Below are 23,841 nucleotides of genomic sequence, written 5' to 3'. Positions count from 1 at the left end.
GGATCAGGCTCCCGTCTGCGACGGGTCAGACGCACCCGCCGGCTCGGAGTAGACGATGTCGCGCAGCGTGGTCCCCTCGAAGACCAGGGAGGTGATCGAGGCCAGAGAACACTGCCGCGAACGGGGGTCGTGCCACAGCCGTCGGCCCTCGAGGAACCTCCGCGTGGTGTACACCGGAAGCTGGTGGCTCACCAGGACCGCCTCGTGACCGCGGGCGGAGTCGAGCGTGGAGTACACGGCCCCGATCATCCGATGCGCGATCTGCAGATACGGCTCACCCCAGGAGGGCCGGAGCGGATTGATCAGAATCGGCCAGTACTGCGGATTGCGCAGCGCCCCTCCCCGGCCGCCGACCTTGTTGCCCTCGAAGCGGTTGTCGGCCTCGATGATGTCGGCGTCGATCCCCACCGGGAGGCCCAAGGCCTCGGCCAGCGGGGCGGCGGTCTCCTGGGCGCGCTGCAGCGGCGAGGCGACGATCGACACGATGTCGTGCCCCTGTCCGAGCGTGCGGGCCACGGTCTCGGCCTGACTGCGTCCCAGCTCCGAGAGCCGGAATCCCGGCAGGCGGCCGTACAGCACCCCGTCGGGATTGTGGACCTCCCCGTGGCGGACCAGGTGGACGATGGTCTGCGTCTCGGTCCCGCGGGCAGACGAATCACGAGGTGTCGACGACGACGAGAGCGGCTCACCCGGGGCGGAGATCGAGCCCGGCACGGCCCCGTAGGCCTCGGCTCCCTCCTGCTGCTGCGGGACGGAGGCCTCCGCAGGGCGGGCACCGGCCTCGGAAGCATTCAGCGACGGCGGCGCCTCGGCGGGGGCGGGATGCTCCCCGCGGAGGGGGATCGGCAATGACGTGGGCCCCGTCGACGGGACGTCGAACACCCCGCGCAGCCCACGACCGCGCACGCCCTGATCGCGCTGCGCGCCTCCGGCCCGGCTCATCGGGCGCCCTCAGGGTCGGACGCTGCGGCCGCGGCCTCGGCGGCCACGGGCAGGGACTCGGAGATGTGCTGGAAGTCGTCGTCGGTGAGCGCGGTCGAGACGAACCAGGTCTCGAAGGCGCTGGGCGGGGCGTAGATGCCCCGGTCCAGCAGGGTGTTGAAGAACGGCGCGTACCGGAAGGTCTCGGCGGCCTTGGCCCCGGCGTAGTCCGTGACCGGCTGGTCGGTGAAGAAGACGCTGAGCATCGTCCCGGCGCGCTGGATGGTGTGCGCGACGCCGGCGGCGTGCAGGGCGTTGCCCAGCAGTGCCCCGAGGCGATCGGCATTGGTCTGCAGCGTGTAGTAGCAGGCGTGGTCGGCCAGACGCAGGGAGGCCAGGCCCGCCGCAACCGCGACCGGGTTTCCCGACAACGTTCCCGCCTGGTAGACCGGCCCGGCGGGGGCGAGCGCGGACATCACGTCGGCGCGGCCCCCGAACGCGGCGGCGGGCAGTCCGCCGGACATGACCTTGCCGAACGTGGTCAGGTCACCGGCCACGCCGTCGATGCCCCACCAGCCACGCTCCCCGGCCCGGAAACCGGTCATGACCTCGTCCATCACCAGCAGCGCGCCGTTATCGGAGCACAGGGAGCGCAACTCCTCGTTGAAACCGGGCAGCGGCGGGACGGTGCCCATGTTGCCGGCGGCGGCCTCGGTGATCACGCAGGCGATCTCGCTGCCGTGGGTGGCGAACACCACGCGGACCGCCTCGATGTCGTTGTACGGCAGCACGATCGTGTCGTGGGCGGTCGCTCCTGTGACGCCGGGCGAGTCCGGCAGTGCGAACGTCGCGAGACCCGATCCCGCGTCGGCCAGCAGCGCGTCCACGTGACCGTGATAGCAGCCGGAGAACTTGACCACCTTGGACCGGCCGGTGAACCCGCGCGCCAGGCGCACCGCGCTCATGGTGGCCTCGGTGCCGGAGTTGACCAGGCGCACCTCCTCGACCGAGGTCCGACCCACGATCTCGCGGGCCAGCTCGATCTCGCCCTCGGTCGGTGTGCCGAAGCTCAGACCGCGGGCGGCGGTCGACTGCACGGCGTCGACGATCGCGGGGTGGGCGTGGCCGTGGATCATCGGCCCCCACGAGCTCACCAGGTCGATGTAGGTGTTGCCGTCGACGTCCGTCATGCGCGAACCCCGCGCTTCACGGATGAAGCGCGGGGTGCCGCCGACGGAGTTGAAGGCGCGGACCGGGGAGTTGACCCCGCCGGGGATCAGCTCGCGGGCCTCGGCGAAGAGCTCGGCCGATCGGGTGGTGCCGGACTGGCCGGACGGGGTCGGGAAGGCATCGCTCGCAGACGTCACCCGTCCAGTGTCTCAAAGACCGCTCCCGAGCACCCCCTCGCGGTGTCAGCCCTGCGGCGCGGCGGGCTGGGCGTGCGGCGCGAACACCGCCTTGACGGCGGTCTCGACCTGTCCGGCCACGTCCTGGAGCGCCTTCTCGGCCTGCTGGTGCAGGTCCTGCGGGGTGGGCAGCGGGCCCGGCGCCGCGGGCGCCGCGACGGGTGCTGCCGGGGCGCTCACCGACCCCGCCGCGGGGGCGGGTGCGGAGGCCGCACCGGCGTCGCGGTGGGTGCCGTACCAGTCGTCCGCGCCGGCGACGGGAGCGGACATTCCCTGCTGGGCGGCGGCCGCACGCTCGGCCTGGCCCCACCGGGGCAGCGGCTCCGGGGAGGGCTTTCCCTCGACGCGACCCGGGGTGGCGACGCCGGTCTCGAGGAACTCCATCACCACGGCGTCGACGGCCGCGTTACCGGTGCGGAAGGTGCCGTGATCACCGCCGCCGACGACGACCAGCGTCCCACCGAGGGTCTCGACGACCCGGTGCGCGCCGGCGATCGGGGTGACGGCGTCCTTCTCCGAGTGCAGGACGAGCGGCTTCTGCTCGAGCGCGTCACCGTTCGGCTGGATGGTGCGCGCGACCGGAGCCCAGCCGACGCAGTCGTCTCCGGCGGCCTCGGCGGCGGCGCGGGTGGTGAGCCTGTTGCCACCCGTGTATCTGTCGGCCTTGGCCGCCATGACTCCCAGCTCGCTGGACGGCGAGGCGGTCTCGTTGCACGTGATGATCGCGTTCATCTCGATGTCGGTGCGGAAGACCGGCGAGCGGCTCTCCTGCGCGGCGACGATCTGGGCGGCCGTCGCCGGGTCGACGCGGGCGATGTTGCCGCCGTCGTTGTAGTACTTGAGCATGTGCGCGAGCATCGGCCACGCCTGCTCGGAGTAGGTCGCCCCCACCGTGGCGTCGTACAACCCGGTGGTGGCGTTGTTGGTCAGGCCCTGCAGCGCGAGGGCGCGCCCGAGACCCTCGGCGCGGGCCAGGGCGGGCGCGGTCCCGTTGATGGTGTCCAGCGCGGGCCGCTCGAGCGCGGTGCCCCGCAGCTCGACGGGCAGGTCGCGGGCCTCGGCCGGCGGCGGGGTGAGGTTGGGGGGCCCGCCCACCTCCTGGTCGGTGACCCACTTCCAGGAGTGGAAGACCTTGCGGGGGGTGTCGCCGAGACCGTAGTAGTCGTCGCGCTCGGCGATCCAGGCGAAGATGTCGTTCAGGCGCCGCTCCTGCGCGAGCGCGCCCTGCTCGGCCTGCTGGGACCACCGCCAGTCGGGGTGCGTGTTGGAATCCAGAACCATGCGACCGGTGTTCTCGGGGAACAGCGTCGCGAAGTCGGTGCCGATCGCGGTGCCGTAGGACACGCCCACGTAGTCGATCTCGGCGAGACCGAGCGACTCGCGGACGGCGTTCATGTCGCGGGCCGCGTTCTCGGTGGTGAACGAGGCCATGTAGGCCGGGTCGGTGCCGAAGCAGGCGTCGTGCAGCGCGTTGGCGGAGGTGGGGCCGACAAAGGCGACGTCACAGGTCATCGGGTTGGAACCGTAGAGGCCCCGCGGCTGGACGGCCACGAGATCGTGGTTCTCGTACAGGCCGGCGGGTGCGGTGCCGTCCAGGGGCGGGCTCCAGAAGTTGAGCGCGTAGTTGCCGGGCCCGCCGGGGTTGCCGAAGACGGCCGACCTGGCCTGGCCGGACGAGGCCTTGATGCGGGTCAGCGCGACCTCGGTCTTGGCGCCACCTGGCTGGCTGTAGTCGACGGGGACCTCGACCGTCCCGCACTCGAGACCGGCCGGCATGTACTCGGCCTCGATCCCGAGCATCTCGGTACAGTCCTGCCACTTGACCGGGGTGGCGGCGGCCACTCCGGTACCAAGAAGTGCGATCGCCCCGACGACCGCGGTGGTGCCAACGAAAGTGCTAGACGGCTGCACCGATCCCCGATTCCATGTTGTGTAGATGACTGCCAAGCGAATCGGACGCCGCGACCGCTCAAGTTCACGAGCGTCACAAGCGTCCGAACCGGTCCAAATGTAGCCTGCGGGCGGCCCCGCGAAGCGCCAACCCACACCGACTCAGGGAACCGTCATCCGATCGTTACAGCCGGCGCGGCCGGCGGGACGAAACCGCTGGCAGAAGTAGATATATCACCGTCTGTTCCGGTGTCCGCGGCCGAGGACCGCGAGTGTCATCGACACCATCGAGACCCCGGCCGACAGCGTCGCCGTCAGCAGCAGCCAGGGCTCGGTGTAGGTCCGCATGATCACTCCCTCGACCGGGGGGTCGACCACGGGCGGCCGGACGGCCACGAGGTCGCGCGACAGCCACCACAACACCACCGCCAGAGTCGCCGCGAGGACGGCGATCGCGGCGTGGCGACGGGCGGTCACGTCGGATCCGCGACGGTGCCCGGACCGGTGCCCCCGGAGCCGGTGCCGACGGAGCGCACCGCGTCCCGGAGGGCGGCGTGCAGGGCGACCGGATCACGGGTCCACGCCCGCACCTCGGCACCGGTGTCCAGGCGAAGGCCCACGGAGCGCCGGCGGCGCGGGACCTCCCGCAGCTCCCCGAGCGTGCGGGCGGTCTCCCATGAGGCCTCGGGGCGACCGTCACCGGGCAACGGGAGCACTTCCTCCACCCGGGCCAGTTCGAGTTCCTCTGTGCCCTGGATGTACACGGTCGGGGTGAGTCGGACGCGGCCGTGGACGCGCGTGGCGGCGATCATCACCCCGTGGCACATCGCCGAGGCGATCGCACAGACCGTGAGCATGAGCCAGTGGACGGGCGCGCCGGTGAGCAGTTCAAACCCAGCGGCGCCCGCGCAGAACAGTGGCGCGGCGAGGATCCAGGTCCAGCTCCACCCGTCCTCGGCGTACAGGATGGGCCCCTCGGGCTCCGGCCCCGGCCGATCCGGTTCACTCGCCGGCACGCGTACCGCCGCCGGTCGTGAACTTCATCGCCTCGGCGGTGTGCTGGCGCCACACGGCGGTCGCGGCGCACAACCCGGCGAGGATCTGCAGCGAGATCACCAGGAAGGTGACGATCTCCCCCCGCTCCCCCGCGACCGCGACCCCGCCGAACACGCTGATCACCACCGAGACCGCGTCCACCACAAGGAACACCGCGACGATGTCCAGCATCGTCCGGGCCCAGCCCTTCCCCGCCCGCAGACGGAAGGCCAGCCACACGGTCACCGCGGCCGCGACCATCGCCAGTACGGCGCCCAGGCCCCGTGCGACCCCGAACAACGCCTCGATGGAGATGTCCGCGGACCCGGCGGTCTCGACCGCGTCGCGGAAGGCGTCACGCGTGGCCGGGGGCAGGTCGCCGAAGCGCGTGGTGGCGGCGTTGAGCAGCATCCCCACCAGCGCGAACGCGGTGGCGGCGAGCCACAGCCCCCACGCGGAGTGGACGTCGTCGGGCACCGGCCCGGCGGGGCTCTCCGGTCGACCGTCGGCCCGCTCGTTCTGGCCGTCGCCCCGATCGGAGGGCCCGTCGGTGCGCTCGGGTGGACGCCACGGCCCGCTGCCGGTCACCGCTGGCCCCACCCGTCGGCGAGGAGGTTCGCAGCGTGCAGCGCCCAGTAGGTCAGGACGATGTCCGCGCCGGCGCGGCGCATGGAGGTCAGCGACTCCATCACCGCCGGGTCGTGATCGATCCACCCGCGCTCGGCGGCGGCGGAGATCATCGCGTACTCCCCGGAGACCTGGTAGGCGGCTACGGGAACGTCCGAGAGCTCGGCGGTCTGGCGCAGCACGTCGAGGTAGCTCATCGCCGGCTTGACCATGACCATGTCGGCGCCCTCGTCCAGGTCCAGGCGAACCTCCCGCAGGGACTCGCGCAGGTTGGCGGGGTCCTGCTGATAGGTACGCCGGTCACCGCGCAACGAGGATCCGACGGCCTCACGGAACGGTCCGTAGAACGCGCTCGCGTACTTGGCGCTGTACGCAAACACGGCCACGTCGTGGAAGCCCGCGCGGTCCAGCGCCTCGCGGATGGCGATGATCTGACCGTCCATCATCCCGCTCGGCCCCACCACGTGGGCTCCCGCGGCGGCCTGCGCCACGGCGAGTTCGGTGTACGCGGCCAGGGTGGCGTCGTTGTCGACGACCTGCTCGCCCCGCGGGTCGGTGCCCAGGACGCCGCAGTGCCCGTGGTCGGTGAACTCGTCCAGGCAGGTGTCGGCCATCACCACGAGGTCGTCACCCACCTCCTCGCGGACGGCCTCGAGCGCCCGGTTGAGGATTCCGTCGGCCGCGGCGCCGCAGCTGCCGGTGGCGTCCTTGTCCGCGTCGTGCGGAACCCCGAAGAGCATGATCCCGCCGAGTCCCGCCTCGGCCGCGGCGACGGCCTCGGCCCGCAGGGAGTCGACCGTGTGCTGGACCACCCCGGGCAGGGAGGAGATGGGCTTCGGCTCCGTGATCCCGTCGGCGACGAACGCAGGAAGGACCAGCTGCCGGGGGGCGAGCGTGGTCTCGGCGACGAGCCTGCGCATCGCGGGCGTCGAGCGCAGCCGTCGCGGGCGCACCAGCGGTGCCGGGACGGATGCGGGATCGGTCTCACGCGGTGTGGTCACGGGCTCCACTGTACGAAAGTCGCCTGCCACGCGGCGCGGCGCCGGTCGGTGTCAGCGCCGGCGCGCGCGACGACGCGGGGGAGGCAGCTCGCCGGCGTCACGCAGCTGGTCGGCGTGCGCGGCGAGCGCGTCCACCAGGTCCAGCACCGACGCGTTGTCCGGCTGCACGTCCACGCGCAACCCGAACTCGGCGGCGGTCTCGGCGGTGCGCGGCCCGATGCACGCGATCAGCGTCCGGGCGTGCGGCTTGCCCGCGATCCCCACGAGGTTGCGGACCGTGGAGGAGCTGGTGAAGCAGACGGCGTCGAACCCGCCGCTCTTGATCATCTCGCGGATCTCCGCCGCCGGCGGTGCGGCGCGGACCGTGCGGTACGCGGTGACGTCCTCGATCTCCCAGCCGCGGCCGGTCAGACCCTCGGCGAGGGTCTCGGTCGCGATGTCGGCGCGCGGCAACAGGACCCGGTTGACGGGGTCCAGGACGTCGTCGTACGGCGGGAAGACCTCGAGCAGACCCAGGCTGGACTGCTCGCCGGAGGGCAGCAGCTCGGGCTGGATGCCCAACTCGCGGACGCGCTCCGCGGTGCCCTCGCCGACGCAGGCGATCTTGACCCCGGAGAACGCGCGCGCGTCGAGCCCGAACTCGCAGAACTTCTCCCACACCGCGCGGACCGCGTTGGAGGAGGTGAAGACGACCCACTGGTAGCGGCCGTCGACGAGGCCCTTGACGGCCCGCTCCATCTGGGCGGGGCTGCGGGGCGGCTCCACCGCGATGGTCGGGACCTCCACCGGCACGGCGCCGTGCTCGGCGATCCGCTGGCTCATCTCGGCGGACTGAGCCTTGGTGCGGGGCACGAGCACGTTCCAGCCGAACATGGCCCGCGACTCCCACCACTGGTGACGATGGCGTTCGCCGGCGGACTTGCCGATGGTCACCACGAGGTCGCCGTCCATCTCGCGACCGACCTCGGCCATGGTGGCCAGGGTGCCGTCGGCGGACTTCTGGGCACAGAGCGAGCCGGCGCAGGTCACGGTGACGGGGGTCCCGGCCCCCAGGCCCTGCTCGGCCAGCCCGGACGCGGCCTCGGCGAGGTGCCGACCCGTGGTGCGCAGGACGATCGGGCCGGGCGAGCTGACCAGGGAGGCCCAGTCGACCTTGCCGCGGCCGTCCGCGAACACGTAGCCGGACCCCAGGGCGATGCCCGCGAACGCGGGGACCGCGGTGGCCTCGGCGACACCCGGCACGACCTCGAACGGCACGACGGTGCGTCCGACCGACGCGATCTCGGTGACGGTGGCGTCGGTGGTCATGGGGTCACCGGTGACCAGCCGCACCACGTCGCGCCCCTTCTTGGCCTCGGCGACGAGCTGCTTGGCCACGGCGGCCGGCTCACCCAGGACGGGACGCACGTCCGCGGCGGTGGGAGCGGGCAGGGACTTGAGGCGCTTGATCTCCGCCTTGTCCTCCGCGGCGACGGCGGCGTCCATCTCGGCGCGGCGCGCGTCGAGCAGTTCCTCCGGGACCGGGACGTCGCGTGCTACGAGCGCGAGCACCTCGGTGGAGACGTCGGCGTCGGCGAAGACCAGTGCGTTCCCCGCGAGGACCTCCCGGGCCCTGCAGGTGAGCATCCCCGCGTTGCCTGGGCCGCCGCCGACGAAGCGGACGGTTCCGGGGCGGGTGGTGCGTGCTCGAGTCATTGTTCGTCTCTCCGTGGGGTGGGTGTCGCGCGCTGGCTGCGCGCGACGGGGAGCTTCAGGGGACATGGATCAGGTCTCGGGGACGGTCGGTGGCGCCGTCGTCGACTCCTTCGGCACGAGCGGGGCCCGTTCCTCGGGGGACGTGTCGGTCATGAGGTCGCGTGCGCCCCGGGCGAGAAGGTCCGCCGCGAGTCGGCGGCCCAGGTCGTCGGCCGCCGCGACGGGGCCGTCGGGATGGTCGGAGGTGGCGGTGGTCCCCTCGGCGTGGAGCACGGTCGACCCGTCGTGCGACGCGGCGACGGCGTGCAGGGTGAGTACACCCCCGTCGAGCTCGGCGCGCGCCCCGACCGGCGCGGTGCACCCGGCCTCGAGTTCGGCGAGGAGACGTCGCTCGGCGATCACCCGGATCCGCGAGGGCAGGTGGTCCAGGAGCGCGATCGCCTCGGCGGCGCCGGAGTCGTCGGCGCGGCATTCGACGGCCAGCGCGCCCTGCGCCGGGGCGGGGAGCATCTCGTCGATGCCGAACCGCTGGGTAGCACGTTCGCCCACGCCGACCCGGTCGAGCCCGGCGGCGGCCAGGACGACCGCATCCAGGTCGCCGCTGGTCACGTACGACATCCGGGTGTCGATGTTGCCGCGCAGCGGGTGCAGGTCGAGATCCGGCCGGAGCGCGGCGAGCTGCGACCGCCGACGGGGCGCGGAGGTCCCGACTCGCGCGCCCTGGGGCAGCGTGGCCAGGGTCAGCCCGTCACGTGCGATGAGCACGTCCGAGGGGTCGACACGCGGTGGCACCACGATCGGCGCGAACCGGTCGTCGGGCGCCGTCGGGAGGTCCTTGTACGAGTGGACGGCGACGTCGCAGTCGCCGCGCTCGAGCGCGGAGCGCAACTCCATGGTGAAGACGCCCACACCGATCCGCTCGACCGGCGCCATCACCACGTCGCCCCGGGTCCGCACGATCACCAGTTCTGCCGGGTGACCGGCGGCGATGAGGGCGTCCCGCACGTGACCGGCCTGCGTGGTCGCGAGGGCGCTGCCCCGCGTCCCCACCTTCAGGGTCCTGCTCATGACGCCTCCTCGTCCACGCTGGTCTCGTCCAGACGGCCCACGCTGTCGAGGTCGAACAGCGTCCGCACGACCGCCGCCAGGTTCTCGCCGTCGGGCTGGGCCGCGAGCTCCTTGAACCGCACCGTCGGCGGGTGCAGCAGCTTGTCCACGACCCGTCGGACGGTGTTGGCCACCTCGTCACGGACCCTGTCGTCGAGGTCCGGCAGTCGCGACTCCAGCCTGCGCATCTCGGCCGCCACCACCTGGCCGCCGCGACCGCGGAGCTGGCCGATCAGCGGCCCGACCCCGGCCATGCGCTCGGCCTGGGTGTACGCCGCGAGTTCGGTGTCGACGATGGTGCGGGCGGCGTCGGCGGCCGCGGCCGAGGTGGCCGGGTCCGCGTTCAGTTCCTCGATCCCCAACACGGTCACTCCTGGCAGACCCGAGACGGAGGGGTCGACGTCGCGCGGCATCCCCAGGTCGCAGATCACCAGCGGACGGCCCGGGCCGCGACGGGCGAGCGCGGTGTGCACGTCTCCCAGCGTCACGACGGCGCCGACCGCTCCGGTACAGGTGAAGAGGATGTCCGCGGCGGCGATCCCGTCGGCGAGGTCCTCCATGGGGAACGCCGAGGCCGGGGTACCGGAATCCCGGGCGATCTCGGAGAGCCGATCGGCGCGGTCCGGGGTGCGGTTGGTCACGTCGATATGAGAGATCCCGGCACGACCCAGGTGCGCGACCGCGAGTCCGCCCATCGCGCCCGCTCCGAGCACCACCGCCCGGCGACCGTCGAGACGACGCGACGACGGCGACGGCGACGCGGTGGTGGTCCCGGCGCTGTCCCCCGCGGCGAGGAGCTCCGCGGCGCGGTCGAGCGCCACCGACACCACCGAGGACCCGGCCGAGTCGATCCCCGTCTCGGTGTGGACGCGCTTGCCCACGTGGAGGGCCTGCTGGGCGAGTCGGTGCAGGGTCGTGCCGGCCGCGCCGATATCGGACGCGGACTGGTAGGCGGTGCGGATCTGCCCGATGATCTGCTGCTCGCCCACCACCATCGAGTCCAGGCCCGACGCCACCGAGAACAGATGCTCGGCCGCCGACTCGGAGTAGCGGACGTAGAGGTGGCGGCTGAGTTCCTCGGCCGAGAGGCCGGAGTGCCGCGACAGCAGATCCACCACGTCGTCGAGCGCCGGGTGGAACGCCTCCACCGCCGCGTAGACCTCGACGCGGTTACAGGTGGTGACGATCATCGCCTCGTCGACGTGGCGGCCACCGATCAGGCTCTCGGTGAGGGCGTCGCGGTCGGCTTCCGCGACAGCCACCGACTCCAACAGGGCGACCGGGGCGCTGTGGTGGGACAGTCCCACCAGGAGGATGCTCACGACCGACCCCCGGACGCGAGGGCCGTTGGCGCCCATGCCAGAATGGACACCGTCGCGTCAACTCGGGACACCGGGAACCGCCGGACGACACTGAACGCACAGCCGGAACAGTGGTCCACAGTCGGTCGTCTCCTGTCGGTCTGCACGGCTGCACGCAGGACGATTCCCGATGGGAATCCCTGCCGGAACGGCCGTGGCCTGGGCCTGCGTTCGACCCGCAACGAACTCCACCGTAACCCGCTTGGCACCCCGGGACAAAACCGTCGCCGGGGCGGATGCTATGCCCGGGTGACGCCCAGCGGCCACGATGAGCGACGCGGCCCCTCGGCGCCTCCGGCCCATGTCGCGGCACGCGCGGCCACACCGCCTCCGGACGCTCGGAGGCGGCGTACGGTCATGCGGTGCCGCCTCGCCGCAGGTCCTCCGCGACAACGTCCTCCACCACCTCGTCCGCGTCGGGGCGTGGGGGTGGGCGGGCGTCCCGCGCCCGGTACGCGAAGCGACGGCAGCGACGCCTCTCCCGCGTCGACAACGACCTCACCCCGTCGCAGTGGGCGCACCTCCTCCGCGCGTGGGCCGGGTGCGCCTACTGCCGTTCTCCTGGCCCGGCCCTGCAGCGCGACTGCGTCATGCCCGTGTCGCGAGGAGGTCGCTACACGCTGGAGAACGTGGTCCCCGCGTGCGCCTCCTGCAACGCGAGCAAGCACAACAGCGAGGTCACCGGGTGGCTGCGGCGCAAGAAACTCGACGAGCGCACGTTCCTGGTCCGGCACGCGACGATCCTGCGGGCCCTGCGCGCCGACGAGTAGCGCGAGCGCGGTGGGTCCGGTCGGTGCGGTCGGCGGGCTCAGTCCCAGCCACGGAACGGTTCGGGGGCGGCGAGGTCGGCGCTCAGCTCGTCGTCGTCGACCTCCCAACACGAGTGCTCCGCGCCGTCCACGAGGACCACGGGGAGGCGGTCGCCGAACTCCGCCGCGAGCTCGGGATCGCCGGCACGGTCCACGTCCACCACCTCGAGCCGGGCGTGCGCGCTGGCGCAGAGCGGCAGCAGCTGGCCGTGGACGCGGACGCAGCTTCCGCAGCCCTCACGAGTAAGCAGGGTCACCGTGTGCACCATGCACTGATAGTGCCCGACCCCCTCCGGGCTCCCCTAGGATGGGGTCCCACCCCCACTAGGAGGTCCACCCGGTGAACGACCACACCGACGCCGCCGATGACGCCGACCCGGCCTCGAATCCGGCCCCGGCGTCGGCTTCAGACCCGGACGCGGACCCGGACTCAGACTCAGAGGGCACTCGTCTCCGGCTTCCCGGGCGGGCGGACGTCACCAGCGCGATCGGCCGACTGGTCTGGCGCCGACGCAACCACCGCGATCAGCGCGTCGCCGGCGAGGCCTCGGCCAGGAACGCGGTCAAGCTCGAGCCCGAAGCCGAGCCGGGCCCTCCGCTCGCCGACGCCACCGCCGAGGACCTCGACGACCATGCCGCGACGCAGTTCGTCCCCGACCCGCAGGCCGCGGCGTTCTTCGACGTGGACAACACCCTGATCCAGGGCGCCTCGATCATCCTGCTGGCGCGCGGGTTGGCCAAGCACAAGTTCTTCACCGCGCAGGACGTGGCGTCGATGGCGTGGTCGCAGGTCAAGTTCCGGGTCTCCGGCAAGGAGAACGCCGACGATGTGGCGGCGGGCCGCGAGAAGGCCCTGAACTTCGTCAAGGGTCACACCGTCGCCGAGCTGACCGCGCTGAGCGAGGAGGTCGTGGACACCTCGATGCTCGACCGCGTCTGGCCGGGCACACGCTCGTTGGTCCAGATGCACCTCGACGCCGGTCAGCAGGTCTGGTTGGTCACCGCGACGCCGGTCATGCTCGCGCGGGTGATCGCGTCGCGGCTCGGGCTCTCGGGCGCGCTGGGCACGGTGGCCGAGGAGGAGGACGGCGTGTACACGGGCCGGTTGGTGGGCGACATCCTGCACGGGCCGGGTAAGGCGCACGCCATCTCCACCCTCGCCGAGGCCGAGGGATTCGACCTGGCCAAGTGCTACGCCTACTCGGACAGCTTCAACGACATGCCCATGCTCACGATGGTCGGCAACCCGGTGGCCATCAACCCGGATGGGCGGCTGCGCAAGTACGCCTCGGAGAACGGCTGGGACATCAAGGACTTCCGCACCGTCCGCAAGGCCGCCAAGAAGGCGGTCCCGGGCGTACTCGCGGTGGGCGGGCTCGCCGGCGCGCGGGCGGCCGTCAAGTCCTCATACGGCGTGCGGACCATCGACCAGATCCGACGGATCTTCTGACCCGACCTCGTTCCCGACGCGCGGGACCCCGGCCGGCGGGCGCGGCCGAACGGCTCAGCCGAAGAAGACGCTCCCGCGACGCGCGAGGTTCCGGAACAGGGTGTTCTGGATGGTCTCGCGGACCTGGTCGGTGATCTCGAAGACGATCATCGGGTCGTCGCCGGCGTCCGGACCGAGGTGGGAGGTCTCGATGGGTTCGCCGAACTCGATGGTCCACTTGGTGGGCAACGGGATCCCACCGAGAGGACCGAGCATGGGGAACGTCGGGGTGATGGGCAGGTACGGGACGCCCAGCAGACGCGCCAACGGGGAGAACTCGCCGATCTTGGGGTAGATCTCCTCCGATCCGACGACCGAGCACGGGATGATCGGCGCGCCGGCGTCCAGTGCGGTGGAGACGAACCCCCCGCGGCCGAAGCGTTGCAGCCGGTACCGGTCCGAGAACGGCTTGCCCAGTCCCTTGTAACCCTCGGGCCACACGGCGACCACGTGCCCGCTCTCGAGCAGGCGCTCGGCGTCGGCGGCGCAGGCCAGGGTCGCCCCGGCCCGCCGCGCAAGTGGCGCGGACACCGGAAGCGTCATCGCCAGGTCGGCGGCCAGGAGCCGCAGGGCGCGTCCCGAGTGGTCGTGGACGGCGACGGTGGTCATCATGGCGTCGAGCGGGAGGACCCCGGCGTGGTTGGAGACGATCAGCCCGGCGCCCTCCGCGGGCACGTTCTCGGCGCCGATCACCTCGACCCGGAACCAGTGTTCGAACAGCGGACGCCACAGCGGCAGCCACACGTGCTCGTGGAAGTGCTCGTCGAAACCGAACTCGTCGACCTCGTAACCGCCCGTGAGCCGCGTGGCGATCAGCTCGCCGACGCCGTTGATCGTCTCGACCAACCCCGACAGTGCGCTGACGTCGCCGGTCGCCAGCATCGCGTCGACATTCCGCGCGGCCTCACGGACGGGTCCCATGACCTCGGCGTCGACGGGCAGTGCCTCGACCACCTGGCCGAGGGAGTCCCGGACCGCGGTGAGGAACCTGTCGACGATCCGGCCGATCTCGGTGGCCGCGGCATCGCCGGGGGTGGTCGCACCGAGGAACCCCTCGCCCACGATGCGGGAGCTGCGTGAGTCGCGGCGCCCCTCCCCCCAACGGGGCCCGCCGAGCGGCTGGCTCAGGTCGAATTCAGGGCCCCTCACAGCGCCTCCTCCTGGATCGCGTCGGCCTTGGGAGCATCGCCCTGGTGCGGGTCGCCCTCGTGCGGGTCGGGCTCGTGCGGGTCGGGCAGAGCCCCGAGTGCCTCGAGCTCGCACAGGGTGGTGTCGACCCCCGAGCGGAGCCGGTCGGCCACCGGAGCCGGGAGCAGGGCGGCGACCTTGGCGGTCTGACGCTCGAGCGAGGCGCGGGTGATCAGGGGCTCCGTCCCGGAGTCCACGAGGTAGGAGTGCAGCGCCTCCTCGGTGGTGTACCGGGGTGTGAAGCCGAACTCCTGGCGCATGCGTGTGGTGTCGACGGCTCGCCCGAAGCGCAGGTAGCGCAGCTGCGAGGAGCCGATGTCGCGCAGTCCCTGGCTGGACAGCAGTCGCACGGCGAGCTTGAACGTCTGCGGCGGCACCGGCAGCGGGACGTGCCCGGCCCGCCGGATCGCCTGGCTCAGTGTGAGCACCCCGTCTCCGGCGATGTTGAACGTCCCCGGCGCGGCGCCCTGGGTGGCGTGCAGGAGCGCGTCGAGTGCGTCCTGCGGGTGCAGCAGCTGGATGCGGGGGTCGTACCCCGCCAGGACGGGGGCGATCGAGGGCGCGAGCAGTTCCCCGAACACCGTGGGCTCGGGCAGGCCGAGGATCGCCGGAATCCGCAGGATGGTCACGTCGATGTCCGGCCGTTTGCGGGACATCCCCCGCACGTACCCCTCGACCGCAAGGTGATCCAGAGGGATGCCGCCGCTGGGTTGGCGGCGGGCCGCCATGTCCTCGGTGAACATCGCCGGGTCCACTCCCGAGGAGCCGTAGACGGTGGTCGAGGAGATCAGCACGAACCGCTTGACACTGGCGGCCCGGCCGCAGGCCGCGATCACGTGCATCGAGCCCATGATGTTGGACTCCTTGACGGCGGCGCGGCCGCCCGGGGCGAAATCGGTGTGGTGCAGGCCGGCGTGCACCACGGTGTCGATGCCGGCGTCCCGCAGGATGCTCTGCAGACGCGGCGACTGGGGGTCGAGCCGGACGAACTCGGCGTCCCGCATCCGGCGGCGGTGCTGCGGCGACGGCTTGACCGAGTCGATCGCCAGCACGCGCTCGACGGTCTCGGTCCGGAGCAGCATCCCCACGAGGTGGGCACCGAGGTACCTGCTCCCGCCCACGACAGCGACCGCCCGTGCGGGCCGGCGGGTTGGCGCTTCGGGGTTCACCCAGACCACTGTAGCGGGGGACCCCCACGTTCCGTTGCCCGGTCCGCGCCCCCGTTCACCGACGTCCGGGCGCCTCGCCACGCCTGGTCCCGGACACACCGATGCCCGCCACCATCTCGGGTGACGGGCATCTGCTGCAGGCGTGAGTCCGGGCGCTATCTCGGCGCCGCCGGACTCACTTACCGAGCTTGCGACGCTGCACGCGCGTCCGGCGGAGCATCTTGCGGTGCTTCTTCTTGGACATACGCTTGCGGCGCTTCTTGATCACAGAACCCATATCGGGGGTCACCTACCTGTCGACTACTGGTCTGGGGCCTTACAGCGGGCTTACTGCGTTCCGGCGTCTAAGCGGGCTCGGAAGCCGGTACGGAACCCGTCCAGACTACCCGCAGGCGGGGCCGCGACGAAAACGGACCCGAGCACCGGTGCACCAGCGGGGTCCGGGTGGCTCACCCGGCGGAGAAGTACGACGTGTCCAGGTACTCGTGGACCGCCTTGGAATGCACGCGGAACGACCGCCCCACCCGCACCGCGGGCAACTCGCCTGAGTGGACGAGCCGGTAGACCGTCATCTTGGACACGCGCATCAGCGCTGCGACCTCGGCAACGGTGAGGAACTGGGAACCCCCCGCCGCCTGTGCGCCGCCTTCGGTCTTGTCGGTAGTCGCCATCTCTCAACCCTTCGTGGCACGCGTCGTGCCGCAGGCTTCCCCTCCTGCGGTACTGACACGCACGTGCTGGGCATGAGCCTAGCGTGAAGGGTGTGATCAATGCGACGGGAGTGGGCAAATATCTTTGACGACACGCCGTCCGACCGCGTCCTCACCCGCTCTGAGCAGGGCTTGTGTTAAATACGGCGTCCCGCCGAGGTGGCTGACATCTCACCTGGCGGGACGGGAGTGGCTGATGCGTCGGCGGTTCAGTCGTCCCGCTCGTCGTCGTCCGCCTTCTGCGCGGCCAGGGCCAGGTCTCTCGACCTGGTCGCCGACGCCTCCACCGCGTCCGCCACGGCCGACCTGAAGCCGCCGGACTCGAGCCGTCGGATCGCCGCCGCCGTGGTGCCGCCCGGGGAGCAGACCGCCGCACGCAGGTCGGCGGGGCCGTCCCCCCCGGCGGTGAGCATCGCGCCGGCGCCGAGGGCGGTGCCGGTCGCGAGCCGCAGCGCGACGTCGCGGGGCAGGCCCTGTTCCACCGCCGCGTCCACCATCGCCTCGGCGAGGAGGAAGAAGTAGGCGGGGCCCGAGCCGGACACGGCCGTCACGGCGTCCATCTTCGACTCGTCGACGACGACGACGGCGCCGACGCTCTCCATGACCGTGACCACCTTCTCCAGGTGCTCGTCACGCGCGTAGCGGCCCTTGCACACGGCCGAGACGCCCTGCCCCACGAGCATCGCGGTGTTGGGCATCACCCGCACGACCGGGGATCCCGCACTGAGCTTGTTCTCCAGCACCGAGGTGGGCACACCTGCCGCCAGGGACACCACGATCGACTCGTGAACGCTGTCGGAGATGGCGTCGCCGATCCGGTCGACCACCGCGGGGACGTCACCCGGTTTGACGGCCACCACGATCACGTCCGCGCCCTCGCAGCCGATGTCCAGGCTCGTCGAGAGGATGCAGTACTTCTTGGCCAGCTCCGAGGCGCGGGGCTCGACGGCCTCGATCACCACGATGTCCGACTGCTCCGTCCCCGACTTGCGGAGACCTGCGATGAGTGCCTCGCCGATGCGTCCGCCACCGACCACTGCGATTCTCGTCATGTCCCCAACAGTGCCACACGTCCGCGACGGCCCGGAACGACGACTCCGCCCGCACCGTGAGGCGCGGGCGGAGTCGGGGCGGGATCGGCCTGGAGCCGTGGGCCGGTCAGGTGATCAGTCTGAGCAACTGTGGCCCGCAGGTCACTCCCAGGCCGACGATCACCGCCAGCGCGATGCTGACCGTGTCGTTGGACCTGCGGAGCACGCGGACCATGGCCACCAGGCCGACGATCACGACGAGTGCGAGGGCCATGGCCACCCACGGAAGGTCCCGCCACAACAGATGGAAGCCGATGAACAGGGCCGCGCCGGCGACGCCCGAGGCCAGTAACTGCGCCACGAGGACCAGCCACTCCGTGGTGGAGGAGCGCACGGCCTGGTCGGCGTCGGCAGGGGCTTCGGCGGGGGCGTCGGCGTCGGCGTCGGCGGGGGCAACGCTGCCCGGGCCGGGGTCGGTCGAGACGTCCGGCCGAGACGTCGCCGCGCCGCTCGCGGCCGCCCCTGCCGCTGCCGCGCCGGTGGCAGCGGCGCCTGTCGCGGCCGCGCCCCTGGCCGCTGCTCCGCCGGCCGCGGCGTCGGCCGGGGTGTCGGCCGGGACGTCGGGGGCCTTGTGGGGTGTCGAACCGCTGCCCGACGGAATGCCCCACGCCGACGTGTCCCCCGCCGGACCGGACTTCTTCGGAGGAGCAGCCGTCGACGCCTCCGAGGTCGACGCCGCGGTGTGGCCGGACCCCGTGGGTGCGGTGGAACCGGGCGCGGTGGGTGCGGTGGACACCGACGTGGCCGGAGCCGGGGCGACCGGAGTGGGGCCGTCGGGAGTCGACGAGGCACGACTCGAGTCGACCTTCTCCACCGGCACGGTGGGAGCGCTTCGATCCGTCGACGCGGCCGCCCCGGCAGCGGCGGTCCCCGCGACACCTGCAGCGGCACTCGCGGCGACGCCGGGTGGGGTGTCCGAACGACCCGCCGGGGTCGGACGGAAGGCAGGTGGCCCGGACTGCTCCCGGGTCGTGTCCCCGCCCGCGGAGTCGTCCTCGGCCTTTCGTTTGCGACCGAACAGTCCGCGCAGCCCGCCCTTCTTGCCGGAGTCGGCGGACCGCTCGGAGTCGGACGACCGGGGCGATGGGTGGGAGTGCATCGACTGCTGGCCCGGAGCCTGCGGGGTCGTTGCCTGCGGAGTCGTGTCCTGCGGGGTCGACGATGCCGGCGACGTCTGTGGCTGAGGCCCGGTCTGCGACCGCGACTGTGTGGAGGCAGGGGACTGCGCGGCGGGCTCCGGCGCACGGCGTCTGCCCGGCGCCTCGGAGGTACGCACGTCACCGGGCGCGTCCGTCTCGGGTGCTCGACGCCTGCCCGGCCGCACATCCTGCGAGGCGGACGGGCTCGTCGTCGTCTCGGACGACTTCTCCCCCGAGGCGGCGCTCTGTCCGGCGGGCTTCGAGGTCTGCGCGGGGGTTTGCGCGGGGGTCTGCGCGGGGGCCTGCGCGGAAGCCTGCTCGGAGGCCTGCTCGGCCTCACGGGCGCGGCGACGCGCGGCGCGGCTGCCGAGCTCGGTGTCGTCGGTGATCCGAGGGATCTCGCCGGTGAGCTCGGAGACACTCACGCCGCTGCCGCCGCCCTCGTCGGCCCGCCGACGCCGACGCGCCTTGGGTGCCGCCGCGTCCGACTGCTCCGCGCCCATGCGCTTGAGCAGCTCCGCCACGGTGATCTGCTGACCGTCCTGATCCTCGGCCATCTCAGCTCCCCTTCCCGTCGCCGCCCGCGTCCCGGTCGAGACGCTGCAGAATGAGGCCCTCCCGCAGGGCCCACGGACAGATTTTCACACTTTCCAAACCCAGAGCCCTCATCGACGCCTCCGCCACCAGCGCTCCCGCGACCACCTGATGCGATCGGTCAGAGCTGATGCCCTCCAACTCTGCCCTGTCAGCGGCCGTCATGCGAGAGATAAACGCGATCACCTGCCGCAGACCCGACGCGGTGAGGATCCGCTCGACCCGCGGCCCCTCCGATGACGGCGCCGCACCGGTGAGCCGAGCCAACGTGCGGAACGTCTTGGACGTGGCACAGGCCAGGTCGGGTACACCGGCTGCCCGCAGCTCCCTGGCGGGGCCCTCCAGCTCGGCGTCGATGAAGTCACGCAGCTGGTTGATGCGCTTGCGCTCCGGCGGATCGGTCTTGAACCAGTCGTGCGTCAACCGTCCGGCACCCAGGGGCAGACTGAAGGCGTATTCGGGCAGCTCGTCCTCGCCGTTCGTCAGCTCGAGTGAGCCGCCACCGATGTCGAGGTTGACGATCCGCCCGGCGCTCCAGCCGAACCAGCGGCGGGCGGCCAGGAAGGTCATGCGCGCCTCGTCCTCGCCGGAGAGCACGCGCAGAGCGATCCCGGTCTCCTTCTCGACCTTCTCGAGCACCGCGTCCGAGTTGGCGGCGTCGCGCACGGCGGAGGTCGCCAGGGCCATGACCTCGCGGCACTTGGTGGCCTTGGCCAGGTCAGCGGCCTCACTCACGGCGTCGACGAGCCTGGCGACGCCGGTCTTCGAGATGTTGTCGTCCTCATCGAGGTACTCGATGAGGCGCAGACGCGTCTTGGAGTCGTTCATGGGAGTGGGATGCCCCCCGCGATGGGCGTCGACCACGAGAAAATGGACCGTGTTGCTCCCGACGTCCAGGACACCTAATCTCACACGCCCACCCTAAACGGTCTACGGTCGCAGGTTGTGACCGCCACCGAACGGACCAGCAGCCCGGGCGCGCCCGCCGCGGAAGTCCCCCTCGACTTCCCCCGCGAGTGGTACACGTTCCCGGACCCGGCGAACGACCAGCATCTCGTGTCCGCGGACATGACGTGGCTGCTGTCCTCGTGGACGTGCGTGTTCGGCACACCGGCCTGCCACGGCATCGACGCAGGGCAGCCCGACGCGGGCTGCTGTACCCACGGCGCGTTTCTTTGCGACGACGACGACCGCACACGCCTGGCCGTGAACGTCGAGCTCCTGGGCCCCGGGGACTGGCAGCACCGGGGGGCCGCGCTGGAGGCCGCGGAGGCCGAGGGCGGCGATCTCGAGCCGTGGCTGGAGGAGGACGAACTCACCGGGGACGACGGCGACCCCGAGCCCGCTCTGCGGACGCGCCGCCTGGGCGGCCGGTGCGTGTTCTTTAACGACGTCGGCTTCCCGGCCGGCTCGGGCTGCGCCCTGCACCACATGGCGGCGCGGACGGGCCGCACCCTGCCCGAATCCAAACCGGACGTGTGTTGGCAGTTGCCCATCCGCCGCACGCAGGAGTGGGAGACCCGGGCCGACGAGGTGGAGGTCCTGCACACCCGTATCGCCGAGTACGACCGTCGCGGCTGGGGCCCCGGCGGGCTGGACCTGGACTGGTACTGCACCGGTTCGCCCGAGGCGCACGTCGGGACCGAACCGGTGTTCGTCTCGCTGCGCGACGAGCTGGTGGAGCTGCTGGGGGCCGACTGCTACGAGGTGCTGGCCGCGGCGTGCCGGCGCCGCCGCCAGCTGGGGATCGTCGCGGTGCACCCCGCGACCGAGCGGGCGACCTCCGGGCGGGCCTGCGGGTCCTGATCTAGCACCGGGCCGGTCGCGACGCTAAGCCCTCGAACTTGTAGCCCAGCCCGCGGACCGTCACCAGGTGGACCGGCTTGCCCGGATCCTGTTCGATCTTGGACCGCAGCCGCTTGACGTGAACGTCCAGCGTCTTGGTGTCGCCCACGTAGTCCGACCCCCAGACGCGGTCGATGAGCTGGCCGCGGGTGAGCACCCGGCCCGAGTTGCGCAGCAGGTACTCGAGGAGGTCGAACTCCTTGAGCGGGAGGGTCACCACATTTCCGCGGACGGTCACCGTGTGTCGCTCGATGTCCAGGCGCACCGGCCCGGACTCCAGTACACCGATGTCGTCCGACTGGTCGGCCTCCGCGTCCGCCCCGCGCCTCAGGACGGCCCGGATGCGGGCGATGAGCTCGCGGGCGGAGTAGGGCTTGGTCACGTAGTCGTCGGCCCCCAACTCCAGCCCGACCACCTTGTCGATCTCGCTGTCCCGCGCGGTCACCATGATGACCGGGACGCTCGAGGTCACCCGCAACCTCTTGCACACGTCGGTTCCGGACATGCCCGGGAGCATGAGATCCAGCAATACGATGTCCGCGCCCTCCGCGTCGAAGCTCTCCAGCGCTGTCGGGCCGTCGCCGGCGATGGTGACCTCGAAGCCCTCCTTGCGCAGGAGGAACGCCAGCGGATCCGCCAGCGAGGCCTCGTCCTCTACGATCAGCACCCTGGTCACGGCACCTGGTCCTCTCCTTGTCGGTCGTGCTCGGTGGGGGCCGGGGGCCCCTCGCCACCCGGCTCCACATGGGCCGGAAGTTCGAGTGTGAACGTGGACCCGGTCCCGGGTCGGCTCCAGATACTGACGGCGCCGTTGTGGTTCTGGGCCACGTGCTTGACTATCGCCAGTCCCAGCCCGGTCCCGCCGGTGGCCCGGGACCGGGCCTTGTCCACGCGGAAGAACCGTTCAAAGACGCGGGTCTGGTGCTCGGGCGCGATGCCGATCCCCCGGTCGGTGACCCGCAGCATCACGGTGTCGCCGTCGAGCGTCCGCGTGATCGAGACCGGGGTGCGCTCGGGCGAGTAGTTGACGGCGTTGGAGATGAGGTTGGTCAACGCGGTGACCAGCAGGGTCCAGTCGCCCGACACCTCGAGCCCGGAGGGGGCATCGGTGATCAACTCGATCCCCGCCGCCTCCGCCGCGCCCGCCGAGCGGCGCATCGCCTCGTCCACCACGGCGTCCACGTCCACCGGCTCGGGATCGCGGATCCGCTCGGCGCCCTGTAGCCGGGAGAGTTCGATGAGCTCGGAGACCATCTTGCCCAGCCGGTGGGCCTCGTTCACCACGCGTCCGCCGAAGTACTCGACCGACTCCGGGTCGTCCTTGGACTCGAGCAACGCCTCGGCCAGCACCGCCATCGCCCCCACCGGGGTCTTGAGTTCGTGGGACACGTTGGCCACGAAGTCGCGCCGGGCGGCCTCCATGCGACGCTGCTCGGAGTCGTCGTCGGCGAACACCACCGCGAACTGCCCGAGGTGACCGCCGAGGATCTCGCTCCGACCGCTCACCGACGGGATTCGACGGCGACCCGCGGTGACCTTGGCGGGCAGGTCGAACGCCGACGGCTGGCCAGAGGCGAACGTGGCCTCGGCGGCGCTCCACACCGGGAGCACCAGGAGCCGGTCGTCCACGATCCCCAACTCCGCGGCGCGACGGTTGTAGAGCACCACGTCCTGATGGCGGTCCACCACGGCCAGGGCGTAGGGCGCCTGGTGGTACACCGCCCGCAGGACCTCCAGCCGGCTCGGCCCCTGCTGCTCGGCAAGCCGGAGCTCACGGCGGGCGTGCAGCCGGGGGACGATGACGCCGCCGACGACGAAGCCGACCACCGCGGCGACGATCGCGAGGGCGATCCCGAAACTGACCTGCACGTGCCAGATACTACGGTGCGGCGAACCGACGACCACAACAGAGAACCCCCGTCCATCCGCGGGAAGTCCGCAGGTGGACGGGGGTTCTCCGTGAGTTCACCGGAGCGTCACCTACTTCTGGGCGCCCTGGCTGGCGACTGCGGCGGCTCCCGCGGCCGCGGCCTCCGGGTCGAGATAGGTGCCGCCCGGGTTGGAGACCAGACCGGAGTCGTCGAAGCGGTAGACGAGCGGGATGCCGGTGGGGATGTTCAGGCCCGCGATGTCCTCGTCGGAGATGCCGTCGAGGTGCTTGACCAGCGCACGCAACGAGTTCCCGTGGGCGGCCACCATGACCGTCTTGCCCTCGGCGAGCTGTGGCGCGATCTCGGCCGCGTAGTAGGGGATGAAGCGGTCCACCACGTCCTTGAGGCACTCCGTCAGCGGCACCTCCGGCAGGTCCGCGTAGCGGGGATCCGCCGACTGCGAGTATTCGTTGTCCGGGTCGATCGCCGGCGGCGGCGTGTCGTAGCTGCGACGCCACAGCATGAACTGCTCGTCCCCGTACTCGTCCTTGATCTCCGCCTTGTTGAGGCCCTGGAGCTTGCCGTAGTGACGCTCGTTGAGCTTCCAGTGCCGCACCACCGGGATCCAGTGCCGGTCGCAGGCGTCGAGCGCGATGTTGGCCGTCGTGATGGCCCGGCGCAGCAGGGACGTGAACAGGACGTCTGGCAGGATGCCCTCCTCGGCGAGGAGCCTGCCACCGCGGACCGCCTCCTCGCGTCCGAGGTCGGTGAGGTCCACATCGACCCATCCGGTGAACTGGTTGGAGGCGTTCCACGTGGACTGACCGTGACGCAGCAGGACGAGAGTTCCGTAAGCCATGCGGCCATTATGACCCGACGCGTAAGGACTACGG

The 23,841-nt window shown here is 71.7% G+C and carries 24 protein-coding genes; 3 read left to right on the top strand and 21 right to left on the bottom strand.

Annotation, left to right across the window (positions count from 1 at the left end; all coding sequences use genetic code 11):
• Positions 1 to 3: 3 nt before the first annotated feature.
• The 10 genes from CEY15_RS04530 to CEY15_RS04485 all read right to left on the bottom strand — a co-directional run bounded on the left by CEY15_RS04530 (position 4) and on the right by CEY15_RS04485 (position 11,004).
• Positions 4 to 942 (bottom strand): histidine phosphatase family protein, encoded by a 939-nt coding sequence (locus CEY15_RS04530; RefSeq protein ID WP_095717481.1) that lies wholly within the window; start codon positions 940 to 942, stop codon positions 4 to 6.
• Positions 939 to 2,288 (bottom strand): glutamate-1-semialdehyde 2,1-aminomutase, encoded by a 1,350-nt coding sequence (gene hemL / locus CEY15_RS04525; RefSeq protein WP_095717480.1) that lies wholly within the window; start codon positions 2,286 to 2,288, stop codon positions 939 to 941. The genes CEY15_RS04530 and hemL overlap by 4 nt, the downstream gene beginning before the upstream one ends.
• Before the next feature lie 45 nt (positions 2,289 to 2,333).
• Positions 2,334 to 4,169 (bottom strand): alpha/beta fold hydrolase, encoded by a 1,836-nt coding sequence (locus CEY15_RS04520; RefSeq protein ID WP_095717479.1) that lies wholly within the window; start codon positions 4,167 to 4,169, stop codon positions 2,334 to 2,336.
• Between the two features lie 282 nt (positions 4,170 to 4,451).
• The gene (locus CEY15_RS04515) at positions 4,452 to 4,694 is read right to left on the bottom strand and encodes a hypothetical protein (RefSeq protein ID WP_095717478.1); all 243 of its coding nucleotides are present in this window, start codon (positions 4,692 to 4,694) and stop codon (positions 4,452 to 4,454) included.
• Positions 4,691 to 5,233: a hypothetical protein gene (locus tag CEY15_RS04510; RefSeq protein ID WP_017837760.1), complete on the bottom strand. Its 543-nt coding sequence runs from the start codon at positions 5,231 to 5,233 to the stop codon at positions 4,691 to 4,693. Before CEY15_RS04510 ends, CEY15_RS04515 begins: the two co-directional genes overlap by 4 nt.
• Complete coding sequence (locus CEY15_RS04505; protein ID WP_095717477.1) at positions 5,220 to 5,840, bottom strand: hypothetical protein; 621 nt, start codon at positions 5,838 to 5,840, stop codon at positions 5,220 to 5,222. The genes CEY15_RS04510 and CEY15_RS04505 overlap by 14 nt, the downstream gene beginning before the upstream one ends.
• Entirely contained in the window at positions 5,837 to 6,880 is a 1,044-nt protein-coding gene (hemB, locus tag CEY15_RS04500) for a porphobilinogen synthase (RefSeq protein WP_095717476.1), read from the bottom strand. Before hemB ends, CEY15_RS04505 begins: the two co-directional genes overlap by 4 nt.
• A 51-nt stretch (positions 6,881 to 6,931) precedes the next feature.
• Entirely contained in the window at positions 6,932 to 8,575 is a 1,644-nt protein-coding gene (locus tag CEY15_RS04495) for a uroporphyrinogen-III synthase (protein ID WP_095717475.1), read from the bottom strand.
• A gap of 69 nt (positions 8,576 to 8,644) precedes the next feature.
• Positions 8,645 to 9,643 carry a hydroxymethylbilane synthase gene (gene hemC, locus CEY15_RS04490; protein ID WP_095717474.1) on the bottom strand — a complete coding sequence of 333 codons (999 nt, stop codon included), beginning with the start codon at positions 9,641 to 9,643 and terminating at the stop codon, positions 8,645 to 8,647.
• Complete coding sequence (locus tag CEY15_RS04485) at positions 9,640 to 11,004, bottom strand: glutamyl-tRNA reductase (RefSeq protein ID WP_176475017.1); 1,365 nt, start codon at positions 11,002 to 11,004, stop codon at positions 9,640 to 9,642. Before CEY15_RS04485 ends, hemC begins: the two co-directional genes overlap by 4 nt.
• Positions 11,005 to 11,405: 401 nt before the next feature.
• Between CEY15_RS04485 and CEY15_RS04480 the strand changes: the two genes are divergently transcribed.
• Positions 11,406 to 11,813, top strand: a complete 408-nt coding sequence (locus CEY15_RS04480) for an HNH endonuclease (RefSeq protein ID WP_095717472.1) — start codon at positions 11,406 to 11,408, stop codon at positions 11,811 to 11,813.
• Positions 11,814 to 11,851: 38 nt separating this feature from the next.
• Here the strand turns inward: CEY15_RS04480 and CEY15_RS04475 are convergent, their stop codons facing one another.
• The gene (locus tag CEY15_RS04475) at positions 11,852 to 12,121 is read right to left on the bottom strand and encodes a glutaredoxin family protein (protein ID WP_095717471.1); all 270 of its coding nucleotides are present in this window, start codon (positions 12,119 to 12,121) and stop codon (positions 11,852 to 11,854) included.
• A 71-nt stretch (positions 12,122 to 12,192) separates the two neighbouring features.
• Here CEY15_RS04475 and CEY15_RS04470 point away from each other — a divergent pair, with 71 nt between their 5' ends.
• Positions 12,193 to 13,302, top strand: a complete 1,110-nt coding sequence (locus tag CEY15_RS04470) for an HAD family hydrolase (protein WP_095717470.1) — start codon at positions 12,193 to 12,195, stop codon at positions 13,300 to 13,302.
• A 54-nt stretch (positions 13,303 to 13,356) separates the two neighbouring features.
• On the opposite strand, the gene CEY15_RS04465 is transcribed toward CEY15_RS04470, so the two are convergent.
• The 7 genes from CEY15_RS04465 to CEY15_RS04435 all read right to left on the bottom strand — a co-directional run bounded on the left by CEY15_RS04465 (position 13,357) and on the right by CEY15_RS04435 (position 20,144).
• Positions 13,357 to 14,490, bottom strand: a complete 1,134-nt coding sequence (locus tag CEY15_RS04465; RefSeq protein ID WP_095717469.1) for a lysophospholipid acyltransferase family protein — start codon at positions 14,488 to 14,490, stop codon at positions 13,357 to 13,359.
• The gene (locus tag CEY15_RS04460) at positions 14,487 to 15,698 is read right to left on the bottom strand and encodes an NAD-dependent epimerase/dehydratase family protein (RefSeq protein ID WP_042330023.1); all 1,212 of its coding nucleotides are present in this window, start codon (positions 15,696 to 15,698) and stop codon (positions 14,487 to 14,489) included. Before CEY15_RS04460 ends, CEY15_RS04465 begins: the two co-directional genes overlap by 4 nt.
• A 175-nt stretch (positions 15,699 to 15,873) precedes the next feature.
• On the bottom strand, positions 15,874 to 15,975 hold the full coding sequence (locus CEY15_RS04455; protein WP_003855542.1) for a 30S ribosomal protein bS22: 102 nt from the start codon (positions 15,973 to 15,975) through the stop codon (positions 15,874 to 15,876).
• Between the two features lie 172 nt (positions 15,976 to 16,147).
• Positions 16,148 to 16,369 (bottom strand): helix-turn-helix domain-containing protein, encoded by a 222-nt coding sequence (locus tag CEY15_RS04450; RefSeq protein ID WP_017837771.1) that lies wholly within the window; start codon positions 16,367 to 16,369, stop codon positions 16,148 to 16,150.
• Positions 16,370 to 16,617: 248 nt separating this feature from the next.
• Positions 16,618 to 17,460 carry a pyrroline-5-carboxylate reductase gene (gene proC, locus CEY15_RS04445; protein WP_095717468.1) on the bottom strand — a complete coding sequence of 281 codons (843 nt, stop codon included), beginning with the start codon at positions 17,458 to 17,460 and terminating at the stop codon, positions 16,618 to 16,620.
• A 106-nt stretch (positions 17,461 to 17,566) separates the two neighbouring features.
• On the bottom strand, positions 17,567 to 19,195 hold the full coding sequence (locus CEY15_RS04440) for a hypothetical protein (protein ID WP_095717467.1): 1,629 nt from the start codon (positions 19,193 to 19,195) through the stop codon (positions 17,567 to 17,569).
• A 1-nt stretch (position 19,196) separates the two neighbouring features.
• Complete coding sequence (locus CEY15_RS04435) at positions 19,197 to 20,144, bottom strand: Ppx/GppA phosphatase family protein (protein ID WP_042330006.1); 948 nt, start codon at positions 20,142 to 20,144, stop codon at positions 19,197 to 19,199.
• Between the two features lie 33 nt (positions 20,145 to 20,177).
• On the opposite strand from CEY15_RS04435, the gene CEY15_RS04430 reads away from it, so the two are divergent.
• On the top strand, positions 20,178 to 21,038 hold the full coding sequence (locus tag CEY15_RS04430) for a hypothetical protein (RefSeq protein WP_095717466.1): 861 nt from the start codon (positions 20,178 to 20,180) through the stop codon (positions 21,036 to 21,038).
• Position 21,039: 1 nt separating this feature from the next.
• Here the strand turns inward: CEY15_RS04430 and CEY15_RS04425 are convergent, their stop codons facing one another.
• From CEY15_RS04425 to CEY15_RS04415, 3 genes are all read right to left on the bottom strand, one after another.
• Entirely contained in the window at positions 21,040 to 21,753 is a 714-nt protein-coding gene (locus CEY15_RS04425) for a response regulator transcription factor (protein WP_095717465.1), read from the bottom strand.
• Positions 21,750 to 22,946 carry a sensor histidine kinase gene (locus CEY15_RS04420; protein WP_095717539.1) on the bottom strand — a complete coding sequence of 399 codons (1,197 nt, stop codon included), beginning with the start codon at positions 22,944 to 22,946 and terminating at the stop codon, positions 21,750 to 21,752. The genes CEY15_RS04425 and CEY15_RS04420 overlap by 4 nt, the downstream gene beginning before the upstream one ends.
• A 111-nt stretch (positions 22,947 to 23,057) precedes the next feature.
• A complete protein-coding gene (locus CEY15_RS04415; protein WP_095717464.1) occupies positions 23,058 to 23,807 on the bottom strand; it encodes a phosphoglyceromutase in 750 nt (249 codons plus the stop codon).
• Positions 23,808 to 23,841 lie beyond the last annotated feature (34 nt).

The organism is Dietzia natronolimnaea (assembly GCF_002289575.1).
In the GTDB taxonomy this organism is placed as follows: Bacteria; Actinomycetota; Actinomycetes; order Mycobacteriales; family Mycobacteriaceae; genus Dietzia; species Dietzia natronolimnaea_A.
Note: the sequence above shows the minus strand (reverse complement) of the source record. Positions and strands in the feature narration are given on the sequence as shown.

Bases quoted from the DNA above. Each gene is read 5' to 3' on its own strand.
- CEY15_RS04495 (WP_095717475.1), bottom strand. From the start codon at position 8,575: ATGACTCGAGCACGCACCACCCGCCCCGGAACCGTCCGCTTCGTCGGC.
- CEY15_RS04440 (WP_095717467.1), bottom strand. From the start codon at position 19,195: ATGGCCGAGGATCAGGACGGTCAGCAGATCACCGTGGCGGAGCTGCTC.
- CEY15_RS04455 (WP_003855542.1), bottom strand. From the start codon at position 15,975: ATGGGTTCTGTGATCAAGAAGCGCCGCAAGCGTATGTCCAAGAAGAAG.
- CEY15_RS04475 (WP_095717471.1), bottom strand. From the start codon at position 12,121: ATGGTGCACACGGTGACCCTGCTTACTCGTGAGGGCTGCGGAAGCTGC.
- hemC (WP_095717474.1), bottom strand. From the start codon at position 9,643: ATGAGCAGGACCCTGAAGGTGGGGACGCGGGGCAGCGCCCTCGCGACC.
- CEY15_RS04415 (WP_095717464.1), bottom strand. From the start codon at position 23,807: ATGGCTTACGGAACTCTCGTCCTGCTGCGTCACGGTCAGTCCACGTGG.
- CEY15_RS04530 (WP_095717481.1), bottom strand. From the start codon at position 942: ATGAGCCGGGCCGGAGGCGCGCAGCGCGATCAGGGCGTGCGCGGTCGT.
- CEY15_RS04450 (WP_017837771.1), bottom strand. From the start codon at position 16,369: ATGGCGACTACCGACAAGACCGAAGGCGGCGCACAGGCGGCGGGGGGT.
- proC (WP_095717468.1), bottom strand. From the start codon at position 17,460: ATGACGAGAATCGCAGTGGTCGGTGGCGGACGCATCGGCGAGGCACTC.